Genomic DNA, 23751 nt, shown 5'->3' with positions numbered 1-23751 from the left:
GAGGATCCCGTCTGGGCGGCGGACCCGGTGGTAGAGGCCACCTGGGCTGTGACGCGGGCGGCGCAGACCAGCCGGGCGGCGGACCCACCGGCCGAGCCCAGGGCGGCGGCTCCGGCGGCGGAAACCACCTGGGCTCTGGGGCCAGCGGCGGACCCAGCGGCGGAACCCAGCCGGGCGGCGGACCCGGCGGCGCAGACCAGCCCGGCGTTGGAACGGGCGGCGGGCCAGGTTCTGCGTCAGGACGGGGCATGAGACGCAAGCCTGGAGCCGGGCTGCGGTCCGCACGGGGACCGGGGGCAAGGTCCAAGCCCGGGCCCCGGGCCATGCCCCCGTCGTCGCGCTGCCCGAGCGGCGCGGTACCGGTCCAGTGGTCCATTCCCGCGCCCAGCGCACCCGCCTGCCGGATCAGCACGGTCTCCGCCCCGTCGGCGGGGCCGAGGTCGTAGACCCGACCGACACCGTCTACCTGGCGGATCTGCAGGTTCCAGATCCACGCTGCGGCCAACGGCGCCACGACCCGGGACACGTCGTCCCACGACCCCGGCGTTTCAAGGCGGGCGATCACGCCAAGACGCTCTACGTCGTTCCAGTTGAGGCGCACCCACGTGGAGTACCTGTTCCAGACCTCCGGCGCCGTCGCACCCTCCGCCATGAACCGCGCGACGTCCGCGGAATTGTGACGGATCAGATCTTCGGTCCGGCCCTGCTGCGCCGAGACGTCCAGTTCCGGCCAGTACAATCGCCGGCGCTGGTCCGGTTCCTGCAGATCGCGCCGCAGTCTTTCCGCCATCTGCCACCGCATACCGGCCGGAAAGCGCATGTCGAAAATGCCCGGCTGAGTCGCCCGCAGCGCGTTGAAGAAACAATCCCCGTCCTCGACTATCGGTACCGGCTGCAGGTTGCGCCATCCGGCCAGCCAACCGGCCACCTCGTCGAGACTGGCTCCCCTCCCCGCGTCACCGGCGGCCCAGCCGAGCACCTGCGCCACCGCCTCCTGCGGCGGCAGCGCGACCGGTCTCAAGCCGCCACGATCGCCGCCGATCGGCGTCGAGGGCTGCCGCTCGACATCAGGCGGTGACGGCGACGGTAAGAACAGCGGCTCCGGTCGGCTCTCGGAGCGGGCGCGCGGCGATGGCAGACCCAGGAACGGCTCGGCATCAGAAGGTGGCGATACCGTTCGCAGCCGACCAAAAGCAGGCTGTGGTGGCGGCGCCTCGAGACGGATTTGGCCTGGCACATGCCTGGTCCTGCGGCTCTCTCGCAGACCCGAGCCGAGACCGACGCCTCGGGCCCGGCTTTCGGTAGCGCCGCGCCGGTGCGCGGCAAGGACGTTCCGGGGAATGTCAAGCCCTGCGTTTCTCAACTGCTCCAGCAGTTCAGGCGGCACCCTACGCCGCGGAGCACCGCCCTTGGTGAGCCTTCGGATCTTGTAGAGCGCGTCCCCGATTCTCCGATCCTGGCCGTTTTCGGAAACGGTCTCCCTGCTGGTGGGAGCTCCGTCGTTCCACTTGTCCTCCGCCTTGAGCTGATCGATCAGCCGCAACAGCTCATCGTCGCGGATCTGGTAGCCACCGCCGGCATGACGGCCGCGGGAGTCCAATGGATGGTCGCGGGACCATTCCAGGTAATTGCCACGGGACCATTCCAGCGATGTCTCCAAACCTCGCAGCCCCGCACGCTGCAACTCCTCCAGCCGTTCCGGCGCCAGCACCCGCCGAGGCATTCCGCGCGCCGGATCACGGCTTCTGATTTCATACAGGCTCTTGCCGATGGGACGGCGGTTGCCCCTGGCGTCCACGACCGTCGCCGGTGCCAACGGAATTCCGTCGTTCCACGCTTCCTCGTCCGTGCGTTGCAACTCCTCGGCCAGCTCGGCCAATTCGTGTTCCGCGATACCGCCCCCCAGAAGGGGGGCGTCGTACTTCAGCATGGCCTCCTCGGCACCCTGCAGCCCCGCGGCCTTCAGCCGGTCGCGTGTATCACGGCTGACCGGCCGAATCTGGTCCCGGGTGATCTGCTCCAGCACTCTCCCGATCGGACGGATCCGACCGTGCTCGTCGGGCACCAACGCGTCCGGAAGCGGCCGGCCGTTGTGCCAGCCCGCTGAGTTCCACGTCTTCAGCCTTTCCACCAATCCGACCAGTTCGCTCTCTCGGATCAGCGAGCCCTCGTGCGCGGCGCCCGTCTCGGCGTGGACGTCCGGTGCCGGACCCGAGGCGTCGACAGGTGCGTCGACATCCATGGCCTCGTCGTCGCGGATGCCGTCGCCGGGTCGGAAGAGGTCGTCCCGCTCCTCGAAGTCGTCGCCGAACAGGTCCCGCCAGTCCACAGGGCCCAGCCGCCCACCCCCGGTGCCGGGGCGCGAGACATCGGGGACGTCGCCGTGCCGACCGCCGTCCTGCGGCGCGCGCTCCGCGCCCCGGTCCGCCTCGGCCGGCTCGGTACCGGTCCAGTGGTCCAGGCCCTCCCCCAAAGCGCCCTCATACCTGACCAGCACCATCTGCCGGCCGTCCTCGGGTCCGAAGTGGTCCACGCGGCCCGCAGCGTCCAGCCGGACGATCCGCAGGCCCCATACGAACGTCGCGGCCAGCGGTGCGACATCCCCGGTCAGGTCGTCCCACGCGCCGGGATCCTCAAGCCGTCGAACCAGGTACTGCCGCGTCCCCTCATTCCAGTTGTCGAGCACGCGCTGGAAGTATTCGTTCCACACGTCCTGCTCCCGTGCGCCCTGGGCCAGGCTCCGCGCCGCCGCCTCCGGCTCACGGCGGAGCAGGTCCTCGGTCGCTCCCGCTTGCGCCGTAATGTCCAAGTGGGGCCACAACCGCCGCTCGTGCTCCGGCAGTTCGAGATCGTTCCGCAGCGCCGTCGCCAACTGCGCCCGCATGTCGTTCGCGTCGTGCCAATCGATCCGTTCAGGCGCGGTCGCCCGCAACGCGTTGAAGAAGCAATCCCCGTCCCCGACAATCGGCACCTGCCGCAGATTCCGTTCCTCTAGAAACCTCACCATCCTTGCCGGATCCGGCCTCGCCTGCGCCCCGCCCACACCGGCGACCATACGCATCACCCGCGCCGCCGCGTCACCCGGCGACACCGCACGTGGCTCCCGAACCGGCCTCGGACCGTCGCCATCACCGCCATCACGGCCGACACCGCGGTCACCGCCAAGCGGCGACGGGATGTCGTCCGGCGGCTCCGGCGACCTGGACTCGCGCCGAATCTCTTCCCCATCCGCACCGGCGCCGGCAGCATCGTCACCAGGGCCGGACCGATCGGACGCCTCCTCGTCGGCCGGAATCTTGTCCGGGTTCGCCTCATACCAGGCGCGGACCTCGTCCGGAATCACGAACCCCGCACGGGTCATCTCATCCATCATCTTGCGCGACATGCGGCGAAAAGGTCCGGCGACGCCATTGAGGCTGCGCATGCTGTAGAGAACCTTGCCGAGCGTGCGCACCCGGCCGCCCACGGTGAAGGTCACATCCCAGGCGGGACGCCCCTCGCGCCAGGCCGAGGGATGCTCGGCCTTCAGTCTCTCGATCAGCATGATCAGCTCGCGGTCGGAGATCCTCACCCGTTGTTCGCGGCCAGCCGCGGGGCCATCCGGTGCCACCTCCCTGCGCCTCAGTAGTTCCTTTCGCCGTGCGGTCTGCGTCTGTCGTACTCGGCGCGCCAGTTGCACCCCGGAGGCAGGCCCCTGCCGCGCGTACCAGTCTCTGACATCCGCCGGCACTTGCAGCCCCGCCTCGATCAGCTGCTCCAGGACCCTATGCGGCACCACACGCCGCGGATCACCGCCGGCGTCGAGGGACAGGATGTCGAGGAGAGTTCTTCCGATTCTCCGTGTCAGCCCACCATCGACGACGGTCGCTTTGCCTGCTGGAAGCCCGTCCTGCCATTGGTTGTTTTCCTTAAGTCTGTCGATCAGCCCCAGCAGTTCATGGTCCTGGATCGCGTAGCGGGGCGCACGCGCGGCGGGGGTCCTCGCCCCGCGCCCCGGCACCGCGCGAGACCGGCGTCCGCGCGGTTGAGGCACGCTGGGCTCAGGCGTGCGCGGCTGATGAATGAGGGCTTGGCCTGAGGGGCCCGGGGTCGGACGTTCCCCCGAACCGGTGTCGGCCATTGCGGGGTCGGCGGTGCTCCGGCTCGGCTGGCCGCCGCGGCCAGAGCTGCCGGGGGCGTCGCGGCGTCTTCCGTCACCACGCCGTCCGTCCGCGCGTCTTCCGCTCCCACCCGCCTGAGCACCGGACCGGACGCCCCCGAGGAGCCTGGGCTCAGGCCTGGGTAGCCCGTCGACCAACTCTCCGGCCAATGCATGGGCCCGCTCGACAGCGTAAGCACTGGGCGCGTCGCCATCACGCATCACCGACGCCCTGCCATCCCCGGCGGCCACGTCCCCGGTGCGCAGATCTGCGACGATCTGCCGGACCGCCCGGAACGCCGGATGCGGATCGGCCCCGGGGTCCAACGTCACCGGCAGCGGCCCCCACGCACGGCGAACAGATTCCTCGGCCACGGCGACAAACGCGTCGTGCCAACGGCTCTCACCGGCTGCCGGCCACTTTTCGAAGCGCGGCGAACTCTCGAGCAACACCGGGTGCGCGAGCTCTGATTCCAGAACTAGATTGGCGTCCTGCTCGGCGCTTGCTTGAGCGGCGATAAGGGGTTCGCCGCCTTCGACCCCGTCGACGCCCTCCTCCCGTTCACCGGTAGGGACTCGCCAGTCCGGCTCAGTGGAGCGCAGCGCCAGCGCGTCTTCGGGTCCAGCCACACTCGTCGGCTTGGACTCGGCCAGGCTCCCCGGCAGCACGGCATCACCGGACGCCTCGACCCGCCCCGGCCCGGCCTCGGATCCGGCACGGTCCGACTCCAACCCGCCGCGGTGCGACTCCAACCCGCCGCTGACGGCCTCGAGCTCGGCATGGCCCGCCGTGGCCCGCCCCGGCCCGGCTTCGAGCGTCACAATCGGCGCTTCAGCCGGCCGGTACTCGACGGCCGATCTCACCGCGACGGGCGGTGCGTGTTCGGCCTCGGAGACCGTGGCGTGAGCGGTGTGGGAGGTCGTGTCGAACCCGGGAAGCCCGGCCGTGGTCCCTGTCACGGCCGGCCGAGCCGCAACGTCGGCGCGCGCTGGCGTCGCGAGCGGCTCCGCGGAAGCGGCCGACCCGTGTTCGGGTTCGAGAACTGCGGCACCCCCGACCTCGGCCCCACGCCTGAGCAGCCCGGCGTCAGCCGCGAGTCCGGGCAGTCCAGTTGGGGCCCGTCCGGGTCCGGCATCGAATCCCGAGGTCGGCTCTCCGGCCGGTCCGTGCCCGTCGGTGGTGCTCGATATCCCGGCCGACTCCAGCGGCAGCTCTACGGTCCCCACCAGCCCGGCCGGCCGCCTCGACAGCTCGCCTGCATCCACCGGCCCACTTGTCTCGAGCGACTTGACCGCAAGCCCAGGCGGCTCGCCTGCGTCCATCGGCGCCGCGGCGGTTGTCTGCAGCGGCCGGGCCTCGCCGGTAGGCGATCCGGCAGTATCCATCAGTGTCGCGGTCATCTCCGGCGGCGCGGCGACACGTCCAAGCTCGGCACCAGGCTCCCGTTCCACCACGACCGCGCCCTTTTCGTCCGCCGCAGCAACGATTGTGGGGCGCGTGTAGTAGTCGTCGCCGCTGGGTTTCTCGCCGTCGTCTGAGGTGTCGCTGAGGGTTTGTAGATCGTCGGTGATGCGGGCGAGTTTGTCGGTCAGGCCGGGCAAGAATTCGGCGGGGTGTTCTGCGATACCGTGCTGCCCTTCCCGCCCCGCGAACAGGCCCCCCGCGATCCCGGCGGTCACTGCCAAACCCAGGTCCTGGCTCCCGCCGAACGCCGCGTTGGACACCAGCCCGGTCGCCAGACCCGTCGCCCCCGCCATCCCGATCCGCCCGACCGTGGTCTTGATCAGATCCGGCGCCAGCGCGTGCCCGACCTCGTGCAGCACCCCACCGACCGCACCCCCCACCGCGCCCATCTCCGCCGCGCCCACGGTCGAGGAGGTGTCCCACTTGGTGCGGTCGTGCAGCACGAACATCTGGAACGCCTGCACCAGCGCGTCCATCCCCGTCTGGATCGCGGTGGCCGACACCACCGTGACCAGGAACCGTTTCGCGATCTGCGCGACCACCAGACGGCCGATCGCCTCCACCTCCACCGCCACCGCCAAGCCCCAGACCGTGGTGGACCACTCGATGATCTGCTCCGCCATCCAGATCAACTGCAACAGGATCATCAGCTTGGAATACTGCGTCTGCACCGCCGTGCTCTTCGCCATATCCCCGACCTGCTGCGCCCCCGCCACCATCTGCGGCGCCATGCCCCCGATCTGCGAGATCAGCGCATGGAACTGCTCCCCCGCAGGACCCGACATCGCATCCGCCATCCCATACGACAACGGCCCCAACTGATCAGCAAACCCCGACATCTGATCCGCAGTGCTATGCCACACATCCCCCAACTCGCTAAGCCGGTCCTCATCCCCCTGAGGCCACGACTGCCCCACCGCCAACTGCGACACCCACTGCAACGCCGAAGGCATCTGAATACTCACAAACCAAGCTCCCACCACCACACGGAGACAACCGCCCGGCAATTGGGCACACCGCCAACGCGCCCAGCCAAGATCATGACAACTGCTATCGCCACGACACCACCCCCGTCGTCCCACTCTGCCCGACAAGACACCACGCACTGCCCACGGACAACCACCCCGATCAATACTCGAACACCCATCACAATGGGCTGACCCATCCCGATCGGACCGCGGACCTGACGGGCGCTCGCCGACGTCCACGGGTTTCGTCGACGGCCTGTTGCGCCACATCGCCCACCCTGACCGGCTTCGAGGCCGCAATCAAACAACTGCTGCGCCCGGCGCCGGCGGTGCACCACGACGCGCGACGACTACTCCTTGGTCGGGAAGTAGCTGAACACCGTCTTCTCGGACACTCCGCAGGCTTCTGCGATCTCGGCAACGCGCACAGCGGCCGATGGCGCGGTATCGGCGAGACGTCCTCTGGACCGACCTGACCAACACGGACGGACTTATCTACACCTGCACCCGACCGAATTCCGACAGCCTCGTCACAGCCAACCGATCCGCCCCGAACCCGGCCGAATCTTCAGGTGGTGACCAAGCCCGGCGTGAGCAGCAGCGCCGCGGCGAAGCACAAGCCACTCGCCCCCACCGGTTGTAGAGCGTTGAGACCTTGCGCTTTTCCCCGAGAGTGATCGCCCGCCGCTCCTCCTGGATCAGCCCGGCAATGATTTTCAGCTCGGCCTCGTGCTCGGCACTTTGCACGACGTGCCCGGCCCATGCCTGGAAACCCGAAGCAAGGATCCACGACAGGGAGTCGAGGACCACCGTCCACGCGGGGTGGGTCAGCGGGCCGGTTTGCACCTGTGTGATCAGGTTTAAGCCGACGCCCGCGAACAGGCCCGACAGGAAGTTGAGAAGTGAGGAGGAGAACATCCCGCTACCCCGAAGCATCGAGATCGGTCCAGCCGAGACGGTAGATCTCCGCCCCCAGCTTATTCATCAGGTCCGCGGCGCGAATCCACTTGCCGTCGGCGAGTGCTCTAGCGACCTGTTCCAGCGTTTCCCTGCGCCCGGACCACATCTTCAACTGAGCCGAACTCGGCGCCGCCTTCTCGTCCTCGATCTGGCCGAGCAGGTTCTGCCGTTTCCGGATGTTTTCCGCCACGTCGGCGCTCAGCTGTTCGAAAGCATCAAGCAGGTGGGCATGAATCGGCTAGGGCGAATGGTCCGACTCTGGCTGCTGTACCGCATTCTGCTCCGGCTCCGGCCCCGATTCCGATGCGAGGTCAATTGCGCCTGCTCGAGGGCTGACACGCATAAAGCGGTGCTCGCCAGGTCCGACAGGAAACCTCCGGCGCCGCTGGGCCAGCCGTCGCTGAACGCCCCACCATCCTCGGCATCCGCCGCGAGCCACTCACAGGCCGACCTGATGGTCTCCCCCGCTCCCGCGAACAGGTGGAGGCCAGCGATCACCGACGCGGTGGTCCACGGCAGTCGAGCCGGGTAGTAGTTCCCTAGATCATCCGCAGCCGGGGATTCTCGGCGATCGCCAGCAGCTGCGCGAGACGCGTGGCGTCGAGGTGCGGCGCAGAGGCTTCGAGCCGCAGCAGCACTCCCAGCATCCATGTGTGCTGGATACGAACGGCGTCCGCATTCTCGGGCGGTGCAGCGACCGGCGACTGCCCGTGGCCAGGTTGCGCCGCCGCAGCCAGTGCGAGGAAATGGGGCTGCTCGGCCAGATCGGGTCCGCACGGCCGGGGCAATTGTTCCGGATCGCTACAGTCCCAGCTACTGCGCACGAAGTCGGTGGTCCTGTCCCAAGCCCCTGCCAGATCGAATTCGGCAAGAGCCATCGCGGCGAAGGCTGCCGCCGCGGAGTTCCGGGCCCACGTCTCATCGCGGAATCTGGTCCGATATTCGATCCGCCCGACCATGCGGTCGCACCCGATCCAGAGCAACAGCGGCGAGAGCGGGGAGAGTTCAGCGCTCTCTTCGTGCCCGCTAATCGCGATGAGGTCGTTCAGGGTACTGCGGACGTGGTCGCCGCCAGCGTGCTGGAGGTATGAGTTGACGTTGTCGCTCGGCTCCGGCAGCGGCACGTCCTAGTCGTTCCAGTGCCGCCGCGCGTAGTCCACCAAGAGGCGGGCACGGGTGCGGTGGCCGACCGACAAAGCCTCGTCATTTGGCTCCACCAGCGGATGCCGAGGATCACCCGTGAGCTCGCAGAGCGTGGCCGAGCCGATCAGCCTGTCCGCGTAGGGCCGCGGGATGTCAAGCTCCAGCGCCCCGAGGCAGGCGAACCAGTAGAGGGCACGCCGCGCGTCCGGCCCGGCGACCCGGTCGTGGCCAGGGCGGTGACCGACGTGTCCAATTCCTCGCGCAGCCGCCGCACGAGGAACAGCACTCGGTTGGCGGTCCGCACGTTCGCCTGAGCGTTGTCGACGACGAACAAGTGGCGCTCGCAAGCTGGCGAGGTGAGCAGGACTGAGGCCTCCGGCGGCGAACTCGTCGCTCGGCATCCTCGAGCGCTACCCGGCGCTTCTCCCGGTATGAAAGGGCCAGGGTGCTGAATCTGCACGCCAAGCTCCTGGCCTGGGCTGCTTCTTATTCTGCTCGTTCGGTCCAGAGCTCGAGTGCATGCCGAGTGGCGACGGTGTCAGGGTGTTCGGGTCCTTGGATGCGTTCACGGATCGGGAGCAGGGCGGCGAACATGTCGCGCGCGGTCGTGGGATCCCCGGCCTCGCCCGTCCATCGCGCGAGGCTGTGGCGGGCGGCGAGGGTGCTGGCGTGTTCGGGTCCTTGGATGCGTTCACGGATCGGGAGCAGGGCAGCAAACATGTCGCGCGCGGTCGTGGGGTCCCCGGCCTCGCCCGTCCAGGCGGCCAGGTTGTGGCGGGTGTTCAGTGTGCGGGGATGCTCGGGTCCTTCAATGCGTTCGCGTAGTCGCAGCAGCGTGGCTTGTTGCTCGCGTGCCTCTGTGGCGTCTCCGAGCTCACCGGTCCAGTAGGCGAGGCTGTGGCGCGTGATCAGGGTATTGGGGTGTTCGGATCCTTCGACGCGTTCACGGATCGGGAGCAGGGCAGCGAACATGTCGCGCGCAGTGGTGGGCTCCCCGGCCTCGCCCGTCCATCGTGCGAGGCTGTGGCGGGCGGCAAGGGTGCTGGCGTGTTCGGGTCCTTGGATGCGTTCACGGATCGGGAGCAGGGCAGCGAACATGTCGCGCGCGGTCGGGGGGTCCCCGGCTTGGCCGGTCCAGGCTGCGAGGCTGTGGCGGGTGGCGAGAGTCTCGGGATGTTCGGATCCGTGCACGTGCTCGCTGACGGCCAGCAGGCCGGCGAACAGGTCACGTGCGTGGGCGGCGTCGCCTGCGGTTCCCACGGCCCATGCCAGCCAGGCACGGGCGCTCAGCGTGTCGGGGTGCTGTCGGCCAAGCTCTCGCTCGCGGGCGGCGGCCACCTGGCCGGTCGCGTTGAGGGCTTCCCGGTAGTTGCCGGAGGCGTGCAGGAATCTGGCGACGTCGAACAGGCCGTCGCTCCAGGGCTCGAACACCGCGAAGCAGTGCGCCGCCAGTGCCGCGTACTGCGGCCAACTCGCGGGCAATTCCGGTTCCCCGGGTAGCGCGGCGCGCAAGAGTGTGGCGGCGCTCTGGCGCCATCCACCGCGTTCGGCCGGGACGAGTGCGTCCAGGGTGACTGCTTGAACCAGACGGTGCAGCGAAACTGTGCCGTTCGCCGGGGCGCTGATCAGACTGAACCCTCGCAGCGCGGTCAAGGCGTCGTCCAACGCGAACCCGTCATGGGCCAGGACCCGGATCTGTTCCGCCTGGTGCGGGTCGATGGCGTGCAGTGTTGCCGGATCAACACGAAGCAGGCGGCGGATCGGGATTGCGTCGGGGGCATAGCACGCCAGCAGGCGCAGCAGGTCGACCGCGTCGGGAGCCGAGCGGCTGAGATAGGTGATGGCCGCGTCCCAGGCCCCCGTGACGGCCTTGCCGTACTCGCCGGGAACGGTGCGCGCCAGTAGCCGTGCACAGTCGGAGGAGAGCAGGTGGAGGTAGTCGCGTAGGGGCCGTCCGGTGTTGCGCAGGAACGCGGCCGCTTGCGCGAGCGCGAGGGGCAGTAGGCCGAGCGCGTCGGCCAGTTCGTCGGCGGCAGGCCGATCCTCGTCGGCGGTGTGGTCGAGCAGGAATGCGGTCGCGACGTCGCGGTCCAGGACCGCTACCTCCACCGCTGTGGCGCGAGGCCAGTCGGCGGCCTGTGAGGTGACCAGGATGTGGCCCGGGCCGGCTGCAGGGGTCAGGCGGAAGGCCAGGGCGGGGTCGGTGACGTTGTCGATCAGCAGCAGCCAAGGACGTGCACGTCCGGCCAGTTCGCCGTGCAGGAGGGAGAGCGCGTCGCCGTGCTCGAAGGGGTTCATCAGGCCGAGCAGCGCAGCCAGTTCGCTGACCTGTCCCGCCAGTGAGCCGGCGTCCTCGGCGTTGAACTGCCATATCAGCTCGTAGTCGCGTGCGTGCCGGTGGGCGTACTCCAGGGCGATGCTGGTCTTGCCCACACCGCCGAGTCCGTGCAACACGCGCATCTGGGGACTTTCGGGGTTCGAGGCGAACCCTCGGTGGATCTCGGCGAGCAGCGCCTCGCGACCTACGAGATGCGAGGGGCGCGAGCCGAGCCGTATGACGCGTCCTTCACGTCGTGCGCGCTGGTACACCAGCGTTCCGATCGCCACCCCGTACGGTGCGAAAACTATCGGTGCTGCGTCGTCGGCGTGATCGCGCAGGTCGAACGGGATTGTGTCACCGGGCCCGATCAGTGCGCCGCCGGGCCCGGCGGCGGAGGGTTGGAGACCACCACCGGCCCCTGGATTGTGCCTGCGGCGACCCCGTGAGGCGCACTGATGGAGACATCGCCGCCGACTGCCACCCCCGCCACGCCACCGGACACCAGCCGCGTGCCGCCCGGCCGCTTTGGCCTGGGAGACCAGCCTTTCGAACTCGGCCGCGAACTCCGGATCGCGGTCGAGCGCCTCCTCCAAGGCAAGCTGAAGCTGCTGGCGTGTACGCGCTGGGACCGAAGGCGCGTCCGAGTCGGCTGAGGCCTCCTGTTCGAACTGCTCAAGTGCCGCATCGCCGCCGAGTTTGGTCGCCACTGCCCGGTGAAGACGCTCGACAGAGACGTCCAGAACCTGGTCAAGATCCGCGTCCGCACGCCCGGCCACCCGCCGAGCCTTACGCCAGATCCACCCGGCCAGATATCCGACCGCGACATCCACACCGACCATGACCATGAAACAGACCCCTCTCACCCAGCGACTCAGACCACTGTAAACACCGGGAGCCAACACGATCGGAGATTGCCGACATCAGGCCTGCGCGCCATCCAGAAGTCCAGTCCCCGAAACAGAAATCGGGTCGGTCCACGGTCGGTTGTCACGTCGCGGCATTCGTCGCCAGATCCTGGCGGACGTCAGAGTCGTCGGCCAACTCCCGAAGTTCCGCTTCGGTGGGGTGCAGCGCGAAACCACGTCGCGCGAGCGGCGTGAAGACATAGCCGGAGTACATCCAGGCGCGCAGCACGGAGATCGCGTGCCACATCGACTCCGCCTCGAATATCTCGTAGAGACGGCGCTGAAGTCCTGCTCATGCGGCTTGCGGATCAGTTGCTCGTCACGCAGGCGGCTCTCCACGCTTTCCTGTGCCTTGCGCGCCCCGTTGACCTGGCCCGCAAGCGCAAGCAAGGACCGCAGGACCTCATCGTGTCCGATTGGAGCGGCAAGATCGAGGACGGCTGGCTCAGGTTTTACCCTGAGCCCCGCTGCGCCGCCTCGCCATCCACAGCCTCGCCCGCTCAGGCTCGCTAACACCCCGCCCAGTGACGCGGGCCATGCACCCCATCGCGACCACTGCCAGACGAATCAGTGTATTGACACATACCTCAATTTACGTGACGCATATTCCAAATAGTGGGACGATCCGTTGCGGAGTGATGTAGCCGTTACTGGAAGCAGTCGCTGGAAAGACGCCCACCCCACTCTGACCAGGCACGATGCCACTTGGTGGCCGGCAGTTTTTGACCCGGACTCAAAAGCTTGCCGATGACGAAAATGCAGGTCGCGGCGACGCCAGCCCAGACAGATTCAACCTTTCGACCTGTCTGCCGTAGACAAAGAAAGAGGCCAGATGGGCTTCAACTACCCATCTGGCCTGCGGTTCCACTTGGTGTTGCGCGCTCGGAGGGATTCGAACCCCCAACCTTTTGATCCGTAGTCAAATGCTCTATCCGTTGAGCTACGAGCGCTGGGTCTCGTCAGCAGGGTTTAGCGCCTTGGCTGGCCGACCCGTCGAGTGTACATGGTGCGGGGGGTGGGTGGCCAAACGGTTAGTCAGGGCAGGTAGGGCGGTTGCGGCGGTGGGCTGCGCGGGGGTGGTCGCGCGGCGGGTAGCGGGACGGGCGGTGTAGTCCGCGCGGCGGGCGGATGGCGCGGTGGTAGCGGGCGCGAATGCGGGTGGGCGGGCTGAGCTGTGGCTCGCGGAAAATGGGTTGCGGCGGGGCGGTGGAGGGCTCCAGACTCGTGTGCGCTGCGGGCCTTTGGTCACGGCTTTGGTTGTGTTTCGGCTGTGTTCCCGCTTGGCGGATTGGAGGAGGTGCCAGATGTCCAACGTCTTTGTCCTGGACTCGGCCACGTCTTGTCCAGCCGCCTCGCGTCCGCGCTGATTTTCCATTTTTCTTCTGCTCCGGCGAGGCGGATTCATCTTCTGTCTCTGTTTTGGAGTTCTCGGTGCGCTCGCACTCTTTTTCCGCTGATTCGTACGATTCTTCGCCTGCTCCGCGTCGGGGACGACGTATGCGGTTTGACGACGAGGCCGACCTGCCTGTGCGGCGGGGGCGGCTGACTGATCATGAGCGTCTTTCTTTGCTCAACGCCCGCGTGGAGCTTGAGGACGCGCTTGCTGTGCCTTTGGGGGCGGACCGGTGGTCTACCTGGGGGCAGGGCGAGATGGGGCCTGAGCCTCTTCCCGACTGGGTGATCACCTCTGAAGGCGCCGTGGACACGGAGCTGGGAGTGGTGAAGACGGGGAAGGAGGCGGAGGTCTTTCTTGTCCGGCGGGAATTACCCGGGGGGCCGTCCGTTCTACTCGCCGAGAAGCGGTATCGCAGCTCCGACCACCGCTTGTTTCACCGGGACGCCGGGTACCTCGAGGGACGGCGCATGAAAGAGTCCCGGATGAGCCGAGCCGTGGCGAACCGGACGTCTTTCGGGCGCAAGCTCATTTCCGAGCAGTGGGCGGCTGCTGAATTCGCGGCGCTATGCGGGCTGTGGACGGCTGGGGCGCCGGTGCCCTATCCGGTGCAGCGCGTGGGTACCGATCTGCTTTTGGAGTTCATCGGCGATTCGGACGGCGGTGCGGCTCCGCGGCTTGCGCAGTTGCGGCCGGATCCGGACTCGTTGGCCGACCTGTGGGGACAGCTGCGGGAGGGCCTGGGTGCTCTTGCGCGTGCGGGCTTCACGCATGGCGACCTGTCTGCGTACAACGTGCTGGTGTACCAGGGTCAGCTGGTGCTGATCGACTTGCCGCAGGTTGTCGATGTCGTGGTCAATCCGCGCGGGCGGGAGTTGATGGAGCGCGACGTCAGGAACATCGGGACGTGGTTCGCGGCGCGTGGGCTTCGGGATGCGGAGGGGGAGATGCGGGAGATGGTGGATTACGTGGGTGGGGAGGCAGGGTTGGGGTGGCGAAGTGAAGAGGGTGGGGGTGATGGTGAGGGTGGAGAGGATGCGGGTGCGGGTGCGGGTGCGGAAGAGAAGGTGATGGGCGGTGAGGGTGTATAGGGGCGGTGGGGGTGTATAGGGCGTCAGGCGGGCTGGGAACGGAGGAAGTGGCCGAAGTGGGGGACGGTGAAGGCCACCGAACCGCGCTCTGCGGCGTAGACGAGGCCCTTCTTGATCAGGCTGTCGCGGGCCGGGGAGAGTGAGGACGGCCTGCGGCCCAGCGACGTGGCGACCTCGGCGGTGGCGACCGGGCCGTCACCGAGGAGGGCCATCGCCCGCATGTACTCGCGTTCTGCCGGGGTTGCGCGCTCGTAGCGGGAGCCGAAGAAGCCGACCGCCAGTTCCGCTTCCGCGTCGGGGGCCGCGACCTTCACGTCTTCTGCGGTGATCGGGGTCGCCGGGGCGGTATCCCAGGTGACCTTGCCGTATGCCTGGATGAAGTAGGGGTAGCCGTCGGCTGCGTCGTAGAGGGCGTCAAGGGCGTCCGGCGTGAAGTTCACGTTTTCGCGGGCTGCTGGGGCGGTGAGGGCGTGGTCCGCCGAATGCCGGTCGAGGCGGTCGATGCGGTGGTAGCGGAAGAGACGTTCGGAGTAGGACTTGGAACTGGAGAGCAGCATGGGGAGGTGGGGAAGTCCCGCGCCGACGATGATCAGGGGGGCGCCGGTCTGCGACAGCTCGTGGCACGCGGCGCAGAGGGCGGAGAGGTCGGCCGGGGGGACGTCCTGCATCTCATCCACGAAGAGGGCGATGCCGACGCCGAGGTCTGAGCCGACGGATGCGGCGTCCGTAAAGAGTTCGGTGAGGTCGATCTCGATGTCGCCGGAGTCGGCTCTGCCCCTGGCCGCGGGGACGTCGATGCCGGGCTGCCAGCGGGGGGCGTTCTTTGTCGGGGCGTCGCGCAGGGCGAAGGCTTTGACGACGGAGAGGACGTACTCGATCCGTTCCGGGTCGCGGTGGCGGGGGGCCAACTCGCGCAGGGCCATGTGGAGGGCTGCCGCGACTGGGCGCCTTAGGGTCTGGTCGGGGCGCGCCTCGATCTTGCCGGTGCCCCATAGCCGGCCGATCGCCTGCGAGCGCAGGGCGTTGAGGAGAACCGTCTTGCCGACGCCGCGCAGGCCCGTGAGAACCAGGGACCGCTCTGGGCGGTTCTTGGCGATCCGTTCGAGCACGACGTCGAACTGGTCGAGTTCCCGGTCCCGGCCGGCCAGCTCCGGCGGGCGCTGCCCGGCCCCTGGCGCGTAGGGATTCCTGATCGGATCCACGAAAAGGACTCTATGACGCAGTCTCAGCCCTACGCTAGACACTCATATATTCGGCAAGTCGAGCCGGCACTCCTCCCGTAGGACGGATACGGATGGCGATTCAACTCGAGAAGATCAGCGGCGTCGTCGGCGGCTACCTCATGCAGTACCCGGACGAATCACAGGCGCTGGCACCCCTGGTCGAGGCGGTGGGACGCGGCTTCGACTTCACCTCGCGGCGGCGGTATCCGGCACACATCACGGCCGGCGCGGCACTGCTCGACAGCTCGGGCCGGCTGCTGCAGATCCACCACCGCGCGCTCGGGCAGTGGCTCCCGCCCGGCGGCCACAGCGAACCGGACGACAAGTCGCTCGTCGCGACGGCGCTGAGGGAGCTGGAGGAAGAGACCGGGATCGGGGTTGGGGACGTGGAGCAGTTGGGCGGCGAGGAGATGCCAGTACGGATTGGCGTTTACCCGATTCCGGCAGACGAGCTGCGCGGGGAACCGGCGCACCGGCACTTCGACTTCCTGTTCGGGTTCCGGGCGGCCGGTCCGGTCGAGGTGCGCATCGGGCACGAGGCCTTCGCCTACCGGTGGCGCGCGCTGAACGAAGTCGACGAGCGGGAACTGGGACGTCGGCTGATGGTGCTGCGGTGAGCGGCGCCTGAGGGGGCGACGGCAGCGCAAAGCCCCTGATCGAGGATCAGGGGCCGAAGCGGAGGCTGAGGGATTTGAACCCTCGATGGGCTTTAGACCCAAACCGCATTAGCAGTGCGGCGCCATAGACCGGACTAGGCGAAGCCTCCATATTCCCCGTGGGGAACGACACACCCCGAGATCACGGGGGTGATCGGGGCGCGGTCGCGGCTAGCATACCCGGACTCGGGACGGCTGGACAAAGCAGTTCCCGGCAGTTCGCGCTCCGTCCGGCCGCCGACCGCGGGCAACCCCGCGGGCCATGGATGTAGTCCGTCTTCCGGAGGTTCTCCCGCCACAGCCCGGCATATGGGATAGTCGGACGACGAATCCGCTACAGGTACCGCCGGGCGCACACCCGGCGGCGATGAAACTCGACGACGCAGGCCTAAGGGGCTGCGTCAACCGCCCGTCGCAGGGCAGGTGAGCGCGAACCGATCCCCGGATCGGGCTGGAAAGTGAAGTTGGAGGGACGTACCCGTTGAGCCGCACGTCCGGCCGCTCGGTCTCCCGCCTCGCCGCGATACTGGATGCGCTCCCCGACGCGTTGCTGCTCGTCGACTCCGTAGGGACTGTCGTCAACGCCAACGCGGTCGCACTGGAGCTGTTCGAGGGCGAGAGCGCGGAACGGCTGCTCGGCAAGCCGGTGGTCACGCTGCTGCCTGGGCTCGGCCGCGGCGTGGCGACGACTGGGCGGGGTCCGGCGGCGCTGCCCCCGGGATCGAGCGCGGGCGGCACGGTGGCGGCGGCGACCGGGCCGCGGCCGGTGGAGCGCAGCCGACCCGAGCGGCTGGGGGCCAGGCGCACGGACGGCTCGATGTTCCCGGCCGAGGTCAGCACCGCGAAGCTGCCGGACGACGAGGACGAGCTCACCCTCTACGTGGTGCGCGACCTCACCGGCGTCCTGGACGTCGAGGCCGAGCTGCGCAGACAGCAGCGGCAGATCGAGCTGATCCTGCGCGCCGCGTCCGAGGGGATCATCGGGGTCGACCACGAGGGCCGCATCGTGCTGGTCAACCCGGCGGGTGCGCGGATACTGCGGCATCGCGCCGGGGAGCTCGGCGGACAGGACGTGCACGAACTGATCGCGCACTCGGCCGCGGACGGGACGCCGATCCCCCGGGACCGGTGCCTGCTGATCGACAGCCTGAAGACAGGCACGAAGCACCGCTCGTCAGACGAGGTGCTGTGGCGCAGCGACGGCACGTCGGTGACCGTCGACCTGGCGACCGCGCCGGTGCTCGAGGGCGAGACGATCATAGGCGCGGTCATGACGTTCCAGGACAACAGCGAGGCGCGGACCGCCGCGCGGCGCGCGCGGGAGCTGGCTGAGGTCCTGGAGGACGACCTGCGCGGGCCGCTGAACAGCGTGCTTGCGGATCTGCGCGGCGTCGCCGGGTACGGCATCGGCGAGCTGGGCCCGAGCGTGCGCCAGGCGCTGGCCTCCGCGACGTCGGATCTGGCCGAGGTCGCGGAGCTGGTCGAGGACATCGTCGACTACCAGCAGATGGTGGTCGGCGACGTGCCGTGCGAGCGCGTACCGGTCTCGTTGGCGCAGATCGTGGACGATGCGGTCGCGGCGACCGAACCGGCCGCGGCGGAAGCGGCGGTCGACCTGGTGGCGCACGCCGCGGACGTCGAGGTGATGGTCGACCCGGACCTGTTCACGGCGCTGGTCGCGCATCTGCTCGCCGACATGGTCACCGCCTCACCGGTCGGCGGCAAGGTCGTGGTGACGGCCGCGCGCCGGGGCCCTGTGGCCCGGATCGAGATCCGCGGACCGCACACCGGCGGCGGCCCGCTGCACGTGCCGATCGCGCGGGCGATCGCAGCACGGCACGGCGGGACAGTTACGACGCACCGGATCGCCGGTAAAGGCAACACGCACGTGGTTGAGGTTCCGCTGGAGGGCTCTACAGGCTCCGGCCGCAGTGGGCGGGAAGCGGAGAAGCCGGAGAGGGCGTTGCCTGCGGTGCGCCGCCGCGCGTTGACGACTGCCAGGGTGCGGACTGCGCCACCTCCGGAGCCGACGGCGGAGCCGGAACCGCCGAAGCAGCTGGAGAAGAGCAACGGCCACCACACCAGCCATGGCGCGGATGCGCGCCGGGGCGGGACCGCGGTTCCGCCGCCTGCGCCACCAGGCCAGGCGCACATTCCCGCGCAGAGCCGGTCCACGCTGTCGCGGACGTTCGGCGCGGGCGGCGTGCCGCTGGACCTGAAGCCGAGCAAGCCGCTGCCGACCAGCGACGTCTGGACGCGGCCCGGCCGGGGCGCGGACGAGGTCCCGCCCGGCGAGAGCACCGTGCCGGTCGTGCTTCCCGGCATCGCGAACGGCGAAATGCGGCCGGACGCCTCCGGATCGGCGCACGATCTGCAGCAGCCGTGGCAGCCGGAGGCCGAGAAGCCTGCGGAGCAGCAGGCCGTACCGGATCAGGCGACGCCGACGCAGACAGATGCGCAACCGCGTGGGCGCAGGCGCGCGATCACGGGGACAGCAGGAGAGGGCGCGCCGCTTCAGGAGCAGCCGGTCCAGGAGAAGGCAGCCGCGTTGTCCGCCGCGCCCATGCCGACCTCGGCCAATTCAACGTCCGCGGTGTCGGTGACGACGGTCGTGGTGCCACAATCCGGCGGCGCGCAGCCGGACGGAAAGCAGTCGAGCGTGCCGACGGTGAACGGGGCGCCTCGGGAGGAGGCTCCGACGCAATCCATCCCCCCCGTCATGGAGACCTCCGCTGCGTCGCTGACGCCGGTCCCGAGTACTGGTGCTCAAGGGCCGGCCCGCGCGGCGGCGGCTCCGCGCGAGCCCGCGCCGCAGCAGCCGGTGCTCGGCGGTCCGCAGCTGCTCATGTGGCCGGAACCGGATACCGCGACGCTGGGGCTGCTTTCCGACCGCGGGTACGCCACGGTCGTATTGGAGACTCACGACGGGCTGCCGGTCGGGCTCGGGCCTGAAGGGGCGTTGGTGCACCGCCGGTCGCCTGGAGTGCCCCGGTCGACGGGCGTCCTGGTCGACCCGATCGCCGCGCCCATCACCCGGCGCGGGTTACGGGCGCTGCGCGGCGCGGCCATCGACGCCGGGCTGCCCCTCCTCGTCACGGCCGGAATCGGCGGTGCGCCCTCGGAGGCCCCAGCCGGGCCGGATCCGGCGCTGCTGTTGCAGGCGCTCATTCCGGCGGCGGTGTCGCTGCCGCGGGTGCTGCTCGTCGAGGCGCGCGACGATCTGGCCGAGGCGATGATGCGGTCGCTGGAGCGCCAAGGCATGCAGGTGATGCACGCGGCGACCGACAGCGAAAGCGTCAGCCGGGCCGCCGACGGGTTCCCGGACGTCGTCGTGATGGACCTGATGCAGGTGCGCCGCCGTCGCGTCGGCATCGTGGAATGGCTGCGCGACCGCGACCGGCTGACCATGACGCCGCTCGTCGTTTACACGGCGCTGGGCACGGATACACCGCAGTTCGGCTTGGGGCTGCGCACCGGTGAGATGGCGCTGTACCTGGCCGAGCGCTCGACCGAGGGCGACGTCGGCGGCCGGATCGTGGACCTGCTGGCCAAGACCGGCGGGGGCGTGGCGTAGGCAGGCGCGTCATAAACGGTGTCGCGCGGCTGAACTGACGAACCGTCGTCAATCCAGGTAGGTGACTTCGTAGCCGCCCTCGCCGTAGACGCGCCGCACTTCCTTCTTGTCGAACTTGCCGACGGAGGTCTTCGGCACCGCCTCGAGCGTGGTCCACCGCTCCGGCAGCTGCCACTTGGCGATCCGCCCCGCCAGGAAGTCGCGCAGCTCGTCGAACGGCACCGGCTCGGCGCGCCAGACGATGCCCGCCAGCGGGCGCTCCGCCCAGCGCTCGTCCGGCACCCCGACGACGGTCGCCTCGGCCACCGCCGGATGCGCCATCAGATGGTTCTCCAGCTCGACCGAGGAGATCCACTCGCCGCCGGACTTGATCACGTCTTTCTCCCGGTCGGTGAGGTTCAGGAAGCCGTCCGGGGTGATCGTGCCGACGTCTCCGGTGCGCAGCCAGCCGTCGCGGAACTTCGCCGGATCGTCGTCCTTGTAGTACGCCGCGGTCACCCACGGGCCGCGCACCTCGAGCTCGCCGACCGCCTCGCCGTCGTGCGGCAGCTCCGAGCCGTCCGGTCCGATCAGCCGCGCCCGCACAAGAGCGGGGAAGCGGCCCTGGCTGGTGCGGTACGCGAACTCGCGCTCGCCCGACGCGCCCGCCGGCGGATGGGCGACCGTGCCGAGCGGCGACATCTCCGTCATCCCCCAGGCGTGGATGATCTGCACCCCGTAGCGCTCCTCGAAGGCGGTGATCAGCGACGGCGGGCAGGCTGAGCCGCCGACCACGGCCCGCTTGAGCGTGGGGATGGCGGAGCCGGTGCGGTCGAGCTCGGCCAGGACGTCGGACCAGATCGTCGGCACCGCGCCGGCGAACGTCACCCCGGCCTCCCGGATCATCGCGATCAGCGGGGCGGCCTGCAGGAAGCGATCCGGCATCACCATGGTCGCGCCGCTCACGAAACAGGCGTAGGGCAGACCCCAGGCCGAGGCGTGGAACATCGGCACGATCTGCAGGACCCGCTCGCCGTCGGACAGGCTGAAACCGGCCGGGGAGACGACCTGCGTGGTGTGCAGGAACATCGAGCGGTGGCTGTAGACGACGCCCTTCGGGTTCCCGGTGGTGCCGGAGGTGTAGCACATCGACGCGGCCTCGTGCTCCTCGAGCTCCGGCCAGTCGAACTCGTCCGGCTGCCCGGCGAGCAGCTCCTCGTAGTCGAGCACTGATTTGCCGGCTTCGGTGATCGCGGAGGTGTCGGCCGGGCCGGTCACGACCACGTGCTCGACGGTGGGCATCCGGCCGACCAGCTTCGAGAACAGCGGAACGAGGGTCGCGTCGACGATGACGACCCGGTCCTCGGCGTGCTCGGCGACATAGGCGATCTGGTCGGCGAAGAGCCTGATGTTCAGGGTGTGCACCACGGCGCCCATCGACGGGACGGCGAGGTACACCTCCACATGCTCGCGGTTGTTCCACATGAAGGTGGCCACCCGCTGGTCCCCGGTCACGCCGAGCCGGTTGCGCAGCCCGTTCGCGAGCCGCGCGGCGCGGCGGCCCACCTCGGCGAAAGTGGTGCTCCGCAGGTTTTCACCGGTATATGTCAAGACCTGCGAATCCGCGTTCGTGGTGGACCCGTAACGCAGGATCGTCGAGATCGTCAGCGGGAAGTCCTGCATCGTGGAACGCACCTGACACCACCCTGTCCGCCGGAGGAGACCATGCCGGGAAAACGCCTGCGGCCTGGAGCGTAGAGCCCTCCGGCCCGGGGCACCAGTACCGACGCGGCCGAGGGCGGAATGGCCAGTTACGTCGAATTTACCCGGCTGTTTGTCCCACTGTGCGGGGGTATACGGGGACTGTGACTGTCCGGGGTGGGCAAACCGGTCGCTGCGAGGTCTGTTGGAAACCCCGCCAGTTCAGTACCGTCTGTGCATGTTCGGCGCACTGCCCACCGAGCAAGATCCCATACCGCTGCTACTCATAGGCGGAACTATGATTGAGTCCGTGCGCTGTTACCCGGTGGCGACTCCATGAGTCTTCCCCCCTACGACCAGTCGATCCGCGATTTCGAGCGGCAATTCCAGGTGGTTCTGCCTGACGCGCTCGGCCAGGCGACGGTGGGGTTCCGGGAAGGCGTCTGGTACCGCCTCAACAGCGGCGCACCGCATCCGGTGCCGATCCGTTCCGCGATCATCCTGTGCCCGCACGCGGCGGGCTCCATCGTGCAGATCGCGTGCTGGTGGATGCGGGAGAACGCGCGCTCGCCGCGGGCCCTCGACCTGGCCACGGAGCTGGCGCTGACGGTGGGCGAGCTGGCGCGCAAGGCGATCGAGGACGACCCGCTGGGCATGTCGCTGAACACCCTGTCCACGTCGAGCGTGAACGCGGCCTCCTCGCTCGGCTCATCCGCCCCGCTCGGCACGAGCGGCGCGTTCGCCGGTGCCGGAGCCGGTTCACTGGGCAGCTCGAGCGGCTACGACAGCGGTTCCTACAGCACGGACCCCTACGCCTCGGCCGTGCAGCCCACGCCGTCATATGAGCCCGTATACGCCGCCGCGCAACCCACTCCGTCATATGAGTCCCCATACGCAGCCGTGCCGCCCGCCGCGGCCACCACCTTGCTGCCGCAGATCACCCCGGAGATGACGGCTCCGCCCGGGCGTTTGCTCGGCGGCGTGCCGCGACAGCCCGGACCGCAGCCCGGCTTGGCCCCGCTGCCGCCCAACGCTGGTCGCCCTGGCGCCTCAGGCGGCGGATACGGCGGAGCGCGTGGGCCGATACCCGGCGGGCGTCCGCCTATGGGCGCGGGCAATCCAGGTCAGTCGGGAAGCTGGGACCGGCCTGGCGTAGCGGACCCGCGCAGCGGGCGTCCGGCGGGCGGACCGCCGCCGCGGCCCGGGGTGTACGACGGCTCCGAGCCGCGCGACGACTTCTTCCGCAGCGGGCCGCAGCAGCAGCGCCGTCCGGAAGAGTACGGCGGCGGACGGGCGCCCTCGCGACCCACGCGTCAGGAGCCGGGCCGCAGCTGGTAGGCCCGCCGCGGAACTCAGCCGACCCTGGCCACCGGGCCGTCGACGAGGTCTTTGTCGACCACGAGGCTCACGCCGGCATGCGTCTCCTTGTGACCATTGGTGTACTGCTTGATGCGCTGATGTCGGCTCCACGCGGAGTTCGGCAGCGCAGGGTCGCTCAGGCTCTGAGTGCCGCTCCACCGCGCGATCCAGACCGCGTCCGGCGCGGGCCAGCCGGGATTGGCGGCGAAGTCCGCGATGCCGGAGTCGGCTGACGAGTAGACCCCTGCGAGGTAGCCGCGCGCGTGCAGGACGCGGACCCAGGTGCCGATGAATGTGCGCGCGGCCCCCGCACAAGCCGCATCGCCGCGCTTGTAGGACTCCAAGTCGAAGTAGATCGCGCTGCCCTGCAGAAGGCCGAGCGACGCCGCGACAGTGGCCGCGTCGATCGCTGCCCCGGTCGCCTGCGCCTGGATGGCTTTCGGGTCCTTAGGGTCCATGACCGCGAGTCGGGGTTGGCGCACGCACGGCGCCTGGCGACCGACGTAGATCGGGATCAGCCGCCAGCCGACGTGGCTGACCGCCTCGGCCCAGGCGCGGTTCAGCGTCTGGCCACTGCCGCAACCCCAGTTGAGCCCGCCGATATAGAGGCCGAGCGCCTGGTAGGGGGACGTGCGCCACCATGCCTGCATGACTTTCAGCTGCGGCGTAGCGCAGATGTCGAACCCGTCGCCGGAGAAGAGCGCGGGATGCGCGAGCGGGTTCCACGGCGGGGCCGGGTGGTGGGCACGATGCGTGGCGCTGTGCGCGGTCGCCGCGACGGCCGGCGCGATGAGCGTGGTACAGGCGATGACACAGGCAACGGCGGTAGCGACGGAGAGGTCGCACCGCCGCATGCGCCATGATCGAAAGGCCACG

General features: G+C 69.2%; 12 protein-coding genes, 2 tRNA genes and 2 pseudogenes. 4 read left to right on the top strand and 12 right to left on the bottom strand.

What is annotated here, in order from left to right; translation table 11 throughout:
- The 8 genes and pseudogenes from VGZ32_RS21500 to VGZ32_RS21465 all read right to left on the bottom strand — a co-directional run.
- Positions 1-6400 (bottom strand): annotated as a pseudogene (locus tag VGZ32_RS21500) (hypothetical protein); the annotation flags it as partial.
- Between the two features lie 524 nt (positions 6401-6924).
- Positions 6925-7035 (bottom strand): annotated as a pseudogene (locus VGZ32_RS21495) (TetR family transcriptional regulator); the annotation flags it as partial.
- Between the two features lie 31 nt (positions 7036-7066).
- On the bottom strand, positions 7067-7489 hold the full coding sequence (locus VGZ32_RS21490; protein WP_326887934.1) for a hypothetical protein: 423 nt from the start codon (positions 7487-7489) through the stop codon (positions 7067-7069).
- 4 nt (positions 7490-7493) lie between these two features.
- Positions 7494-7721, bottom strand: a complete 228-nt coding sequence (locus tag VGZ32_RS21485; RefSeq protein ID WP_326887933.1) for a hypothetical protein — start codon at positions 7719-7721, stop codon at positions 7494-7496.
- Between the two features lie 349 nt (positions 7722-8070).
- Positions 8071-8655, bottom strand: coding sequence for a hypothetical protein (locus VGZ32_RS21480; protein WP_326887932.1), 585 nt, complete (start codon positions 8653-8655; stop codon positions 8071-8073).
- A 505-nt stretch (positions 8656-9160) separates the two neighbouring features.
- Entirely contained in the window at positions 9161-11839 is a 2679-nt protein-coding gene (locus VGZ32_RS21475; protein WP_326887931.1) for a tetratricopeptide repeat protein, read from the bottom strand.
- A gap of 142 nt (positions 11840-11981) precedes the next feature.
- Positions 11982-12146 carry a hypothetical protein gene (locus VGZ32_RS21470; RefSeq protein ID WP_326887930.1) on the bottom strand — a complete coding sequence of 55 codons (165 nt, stop codon included), beginning with the start codon at positions 12144-12146 and terminating at the stop codon, positions 11982-11984.
- Positions 12147-12776: 630 nt separating this feature from the next.
- Positions 12777-12849: transfer RNA gene (locus tag VGZ32_RS21465), tRNA-Arg, on the bottom strand.
- 481 nt (positions 12850-13330) lie between these two features.
- On the opposite strand from VGZ32_RS21465, the gene VGZ32_RS21460 reads away from it, so the two are divergent.
- Positions 13331-14383 (top strand): serine protein kinase RIO, encoded by a 1053-nt coding sequence (locus VGZ32_RS21460; RefSeq protein ID WP_414642577.1) that lies wholly within the window; start codon positions 13331-13333, stop codon positions 14381-14383.
- 23 nt (positions 14384-14406) lie between these two features.
- Here the strand turns inward: VGZ32_RS21460 and VGZ32_RS21455 are convergent, their stop codons facing one another.
- Positions 14407-15585 carry an ATP-binding protein gene (locus tag VGZ32_RS21455; protein WP_326887928.1) on the bottom strand — a complete coding sequence of 393 codons (1179 nt, stop codon included), beginning with the start codon at positions 15583-15585 and terminating at the stop codon, positions 14407-14409.
- 92 nt (positions 15586-15677) lie between these two features.
- On the opposite strand from VGZ32_RS21455, the gene VGZ32_RS21450 reads away from it, so the two are divergent.
- Positions 15678-16223 (top strand): NUDIX hydrolase, encoded by a 546-nt coding sequence (locus VGZ32_RS21450; RefSeq protein WP_326887927.1) that lies wholly within the window; start codon positions 15678-15680, stop codon positions 16221-16223.
- Positions 16224-16282: 59 nt separating this feature from the next.
- Here the strand turns inward: VGZ32_RS21450 and VGZ32_RS21445 are convergent.
- A tRNA-Ser gene (locus tag VGZ32_RS21445) sits at positions 16283-16372 on the bottom strand.
- 371 nt (positions 16373-16743) lie between these two features.
- On the opposite strand from VGZ32_RS21445, the gene VGZ32_RS21440 reads away from it, so the two are divergent.
- A complete protein-coding gene (locus tag VGZ32_RS21440; protein ID WP_326887926.1) occupies positions 16744-19836 on the top strand; it encodes a PAS domain S-box protein in 3093 nt (1030 codons plus the stop codon).
- A gap of 48 nt (positions 19837-19884) precedes the next feature.
- Here VGZ32_RS21440 and VGZ32_RS21435 read toward each other — a convergent pair whose 3' ends face one another.
- The gene (locus VGZ32_RS21435) at positions 19885-21510 is read right to left on the bottom strand and encodes a long-chain fatty acid--CoA ligase (RefSeq protein WP_326887925.1); all 1626 of its coding nucleotides are present in this window, start codon (positions 21508-21510) and stop codon (positions 19885-19887) included.
- Positions 21511-21852: 342 nt separating this feature from the next.
- On the opposite strand from VGZ32_RS21435, the gene VGZ32_RS21430 reads away from it, so the two are divergent.
- Positions 21853-22854 (top strand): hypothetical protein, encoded by a 1002-nt coding sequence (locus tag VGZ32_RS21430; protein ID WP_326887924.1) that lies wholly within the window; start codon positions 21853-21855, stop codon positions 22852-22854.
- Positions 22855-22868: 14 nt separating this feature from the next.
- Here VGZ32_RS21430 and VGZ32_RS21425 read toward each other — a convergent pair.
- Positions 22869-23751 (bottom strand): DUF1906 domain-containing protein (locus VGZ32_RS21425; protein WP_326887923.1); only part of this gene is annotated, 883 nt, incomplete at its 5' end.

The organism is Actinocrinis sp. (assembly GCF_035938995.1).
Taxonomy (GTDB): domain Bacteria; phylum Actinomycetota; class Actinomycetes; order Streptomycetales; family Catenulisporaceae; genus DASZGI01.
The sequence above is the reverse complement of the archived record's forward strand: the minus strand, read 5'-3'. Positions and strand labels throughout refer to the sequence as shown.

Excerpts from the sequence above, each read along its gene's own strand:
- VGZ32_RS21490 (WP_326887934.1), bottom strand. The coding sequence starts at position 7,489 with ATGTTCTCCTCCTCACTTCTCAACTTCCTGTCGGGCCTGTTCGCGGGC.
- VGZ32_RS21475 (WP_326887931.1), bottom strand. The coding sequence starts at position 11,839 with ATGGTCATGGTCGGTGTGGATGTCGCGGTCGGATATCTGGCCGGGTGG.
- VGZ32_RS21470 (WP_326887930.1), bottom strand. The coding sequence starts at position 12,146 with ATGTGGCACGCGATCTCCGTGCTGCGCGCCTGGATGTACTCCGGCTAT.
- VGZ32_RS21450 (WP_326887927.1), top strand. The coding sequence starts at position 15,678 with ATGGCGATTCAACTCGAGAAGATCAGCGGCGTCGTCGGCGGCTACCTC.
- VGZ32_RS21430 (WP_326887924.1), top strand. The coding sequence starts at position 21,853 with ATGAGTCTTCCCCCCTACGACCAGTCGATCCGCGATTTCGAGCGGCAA.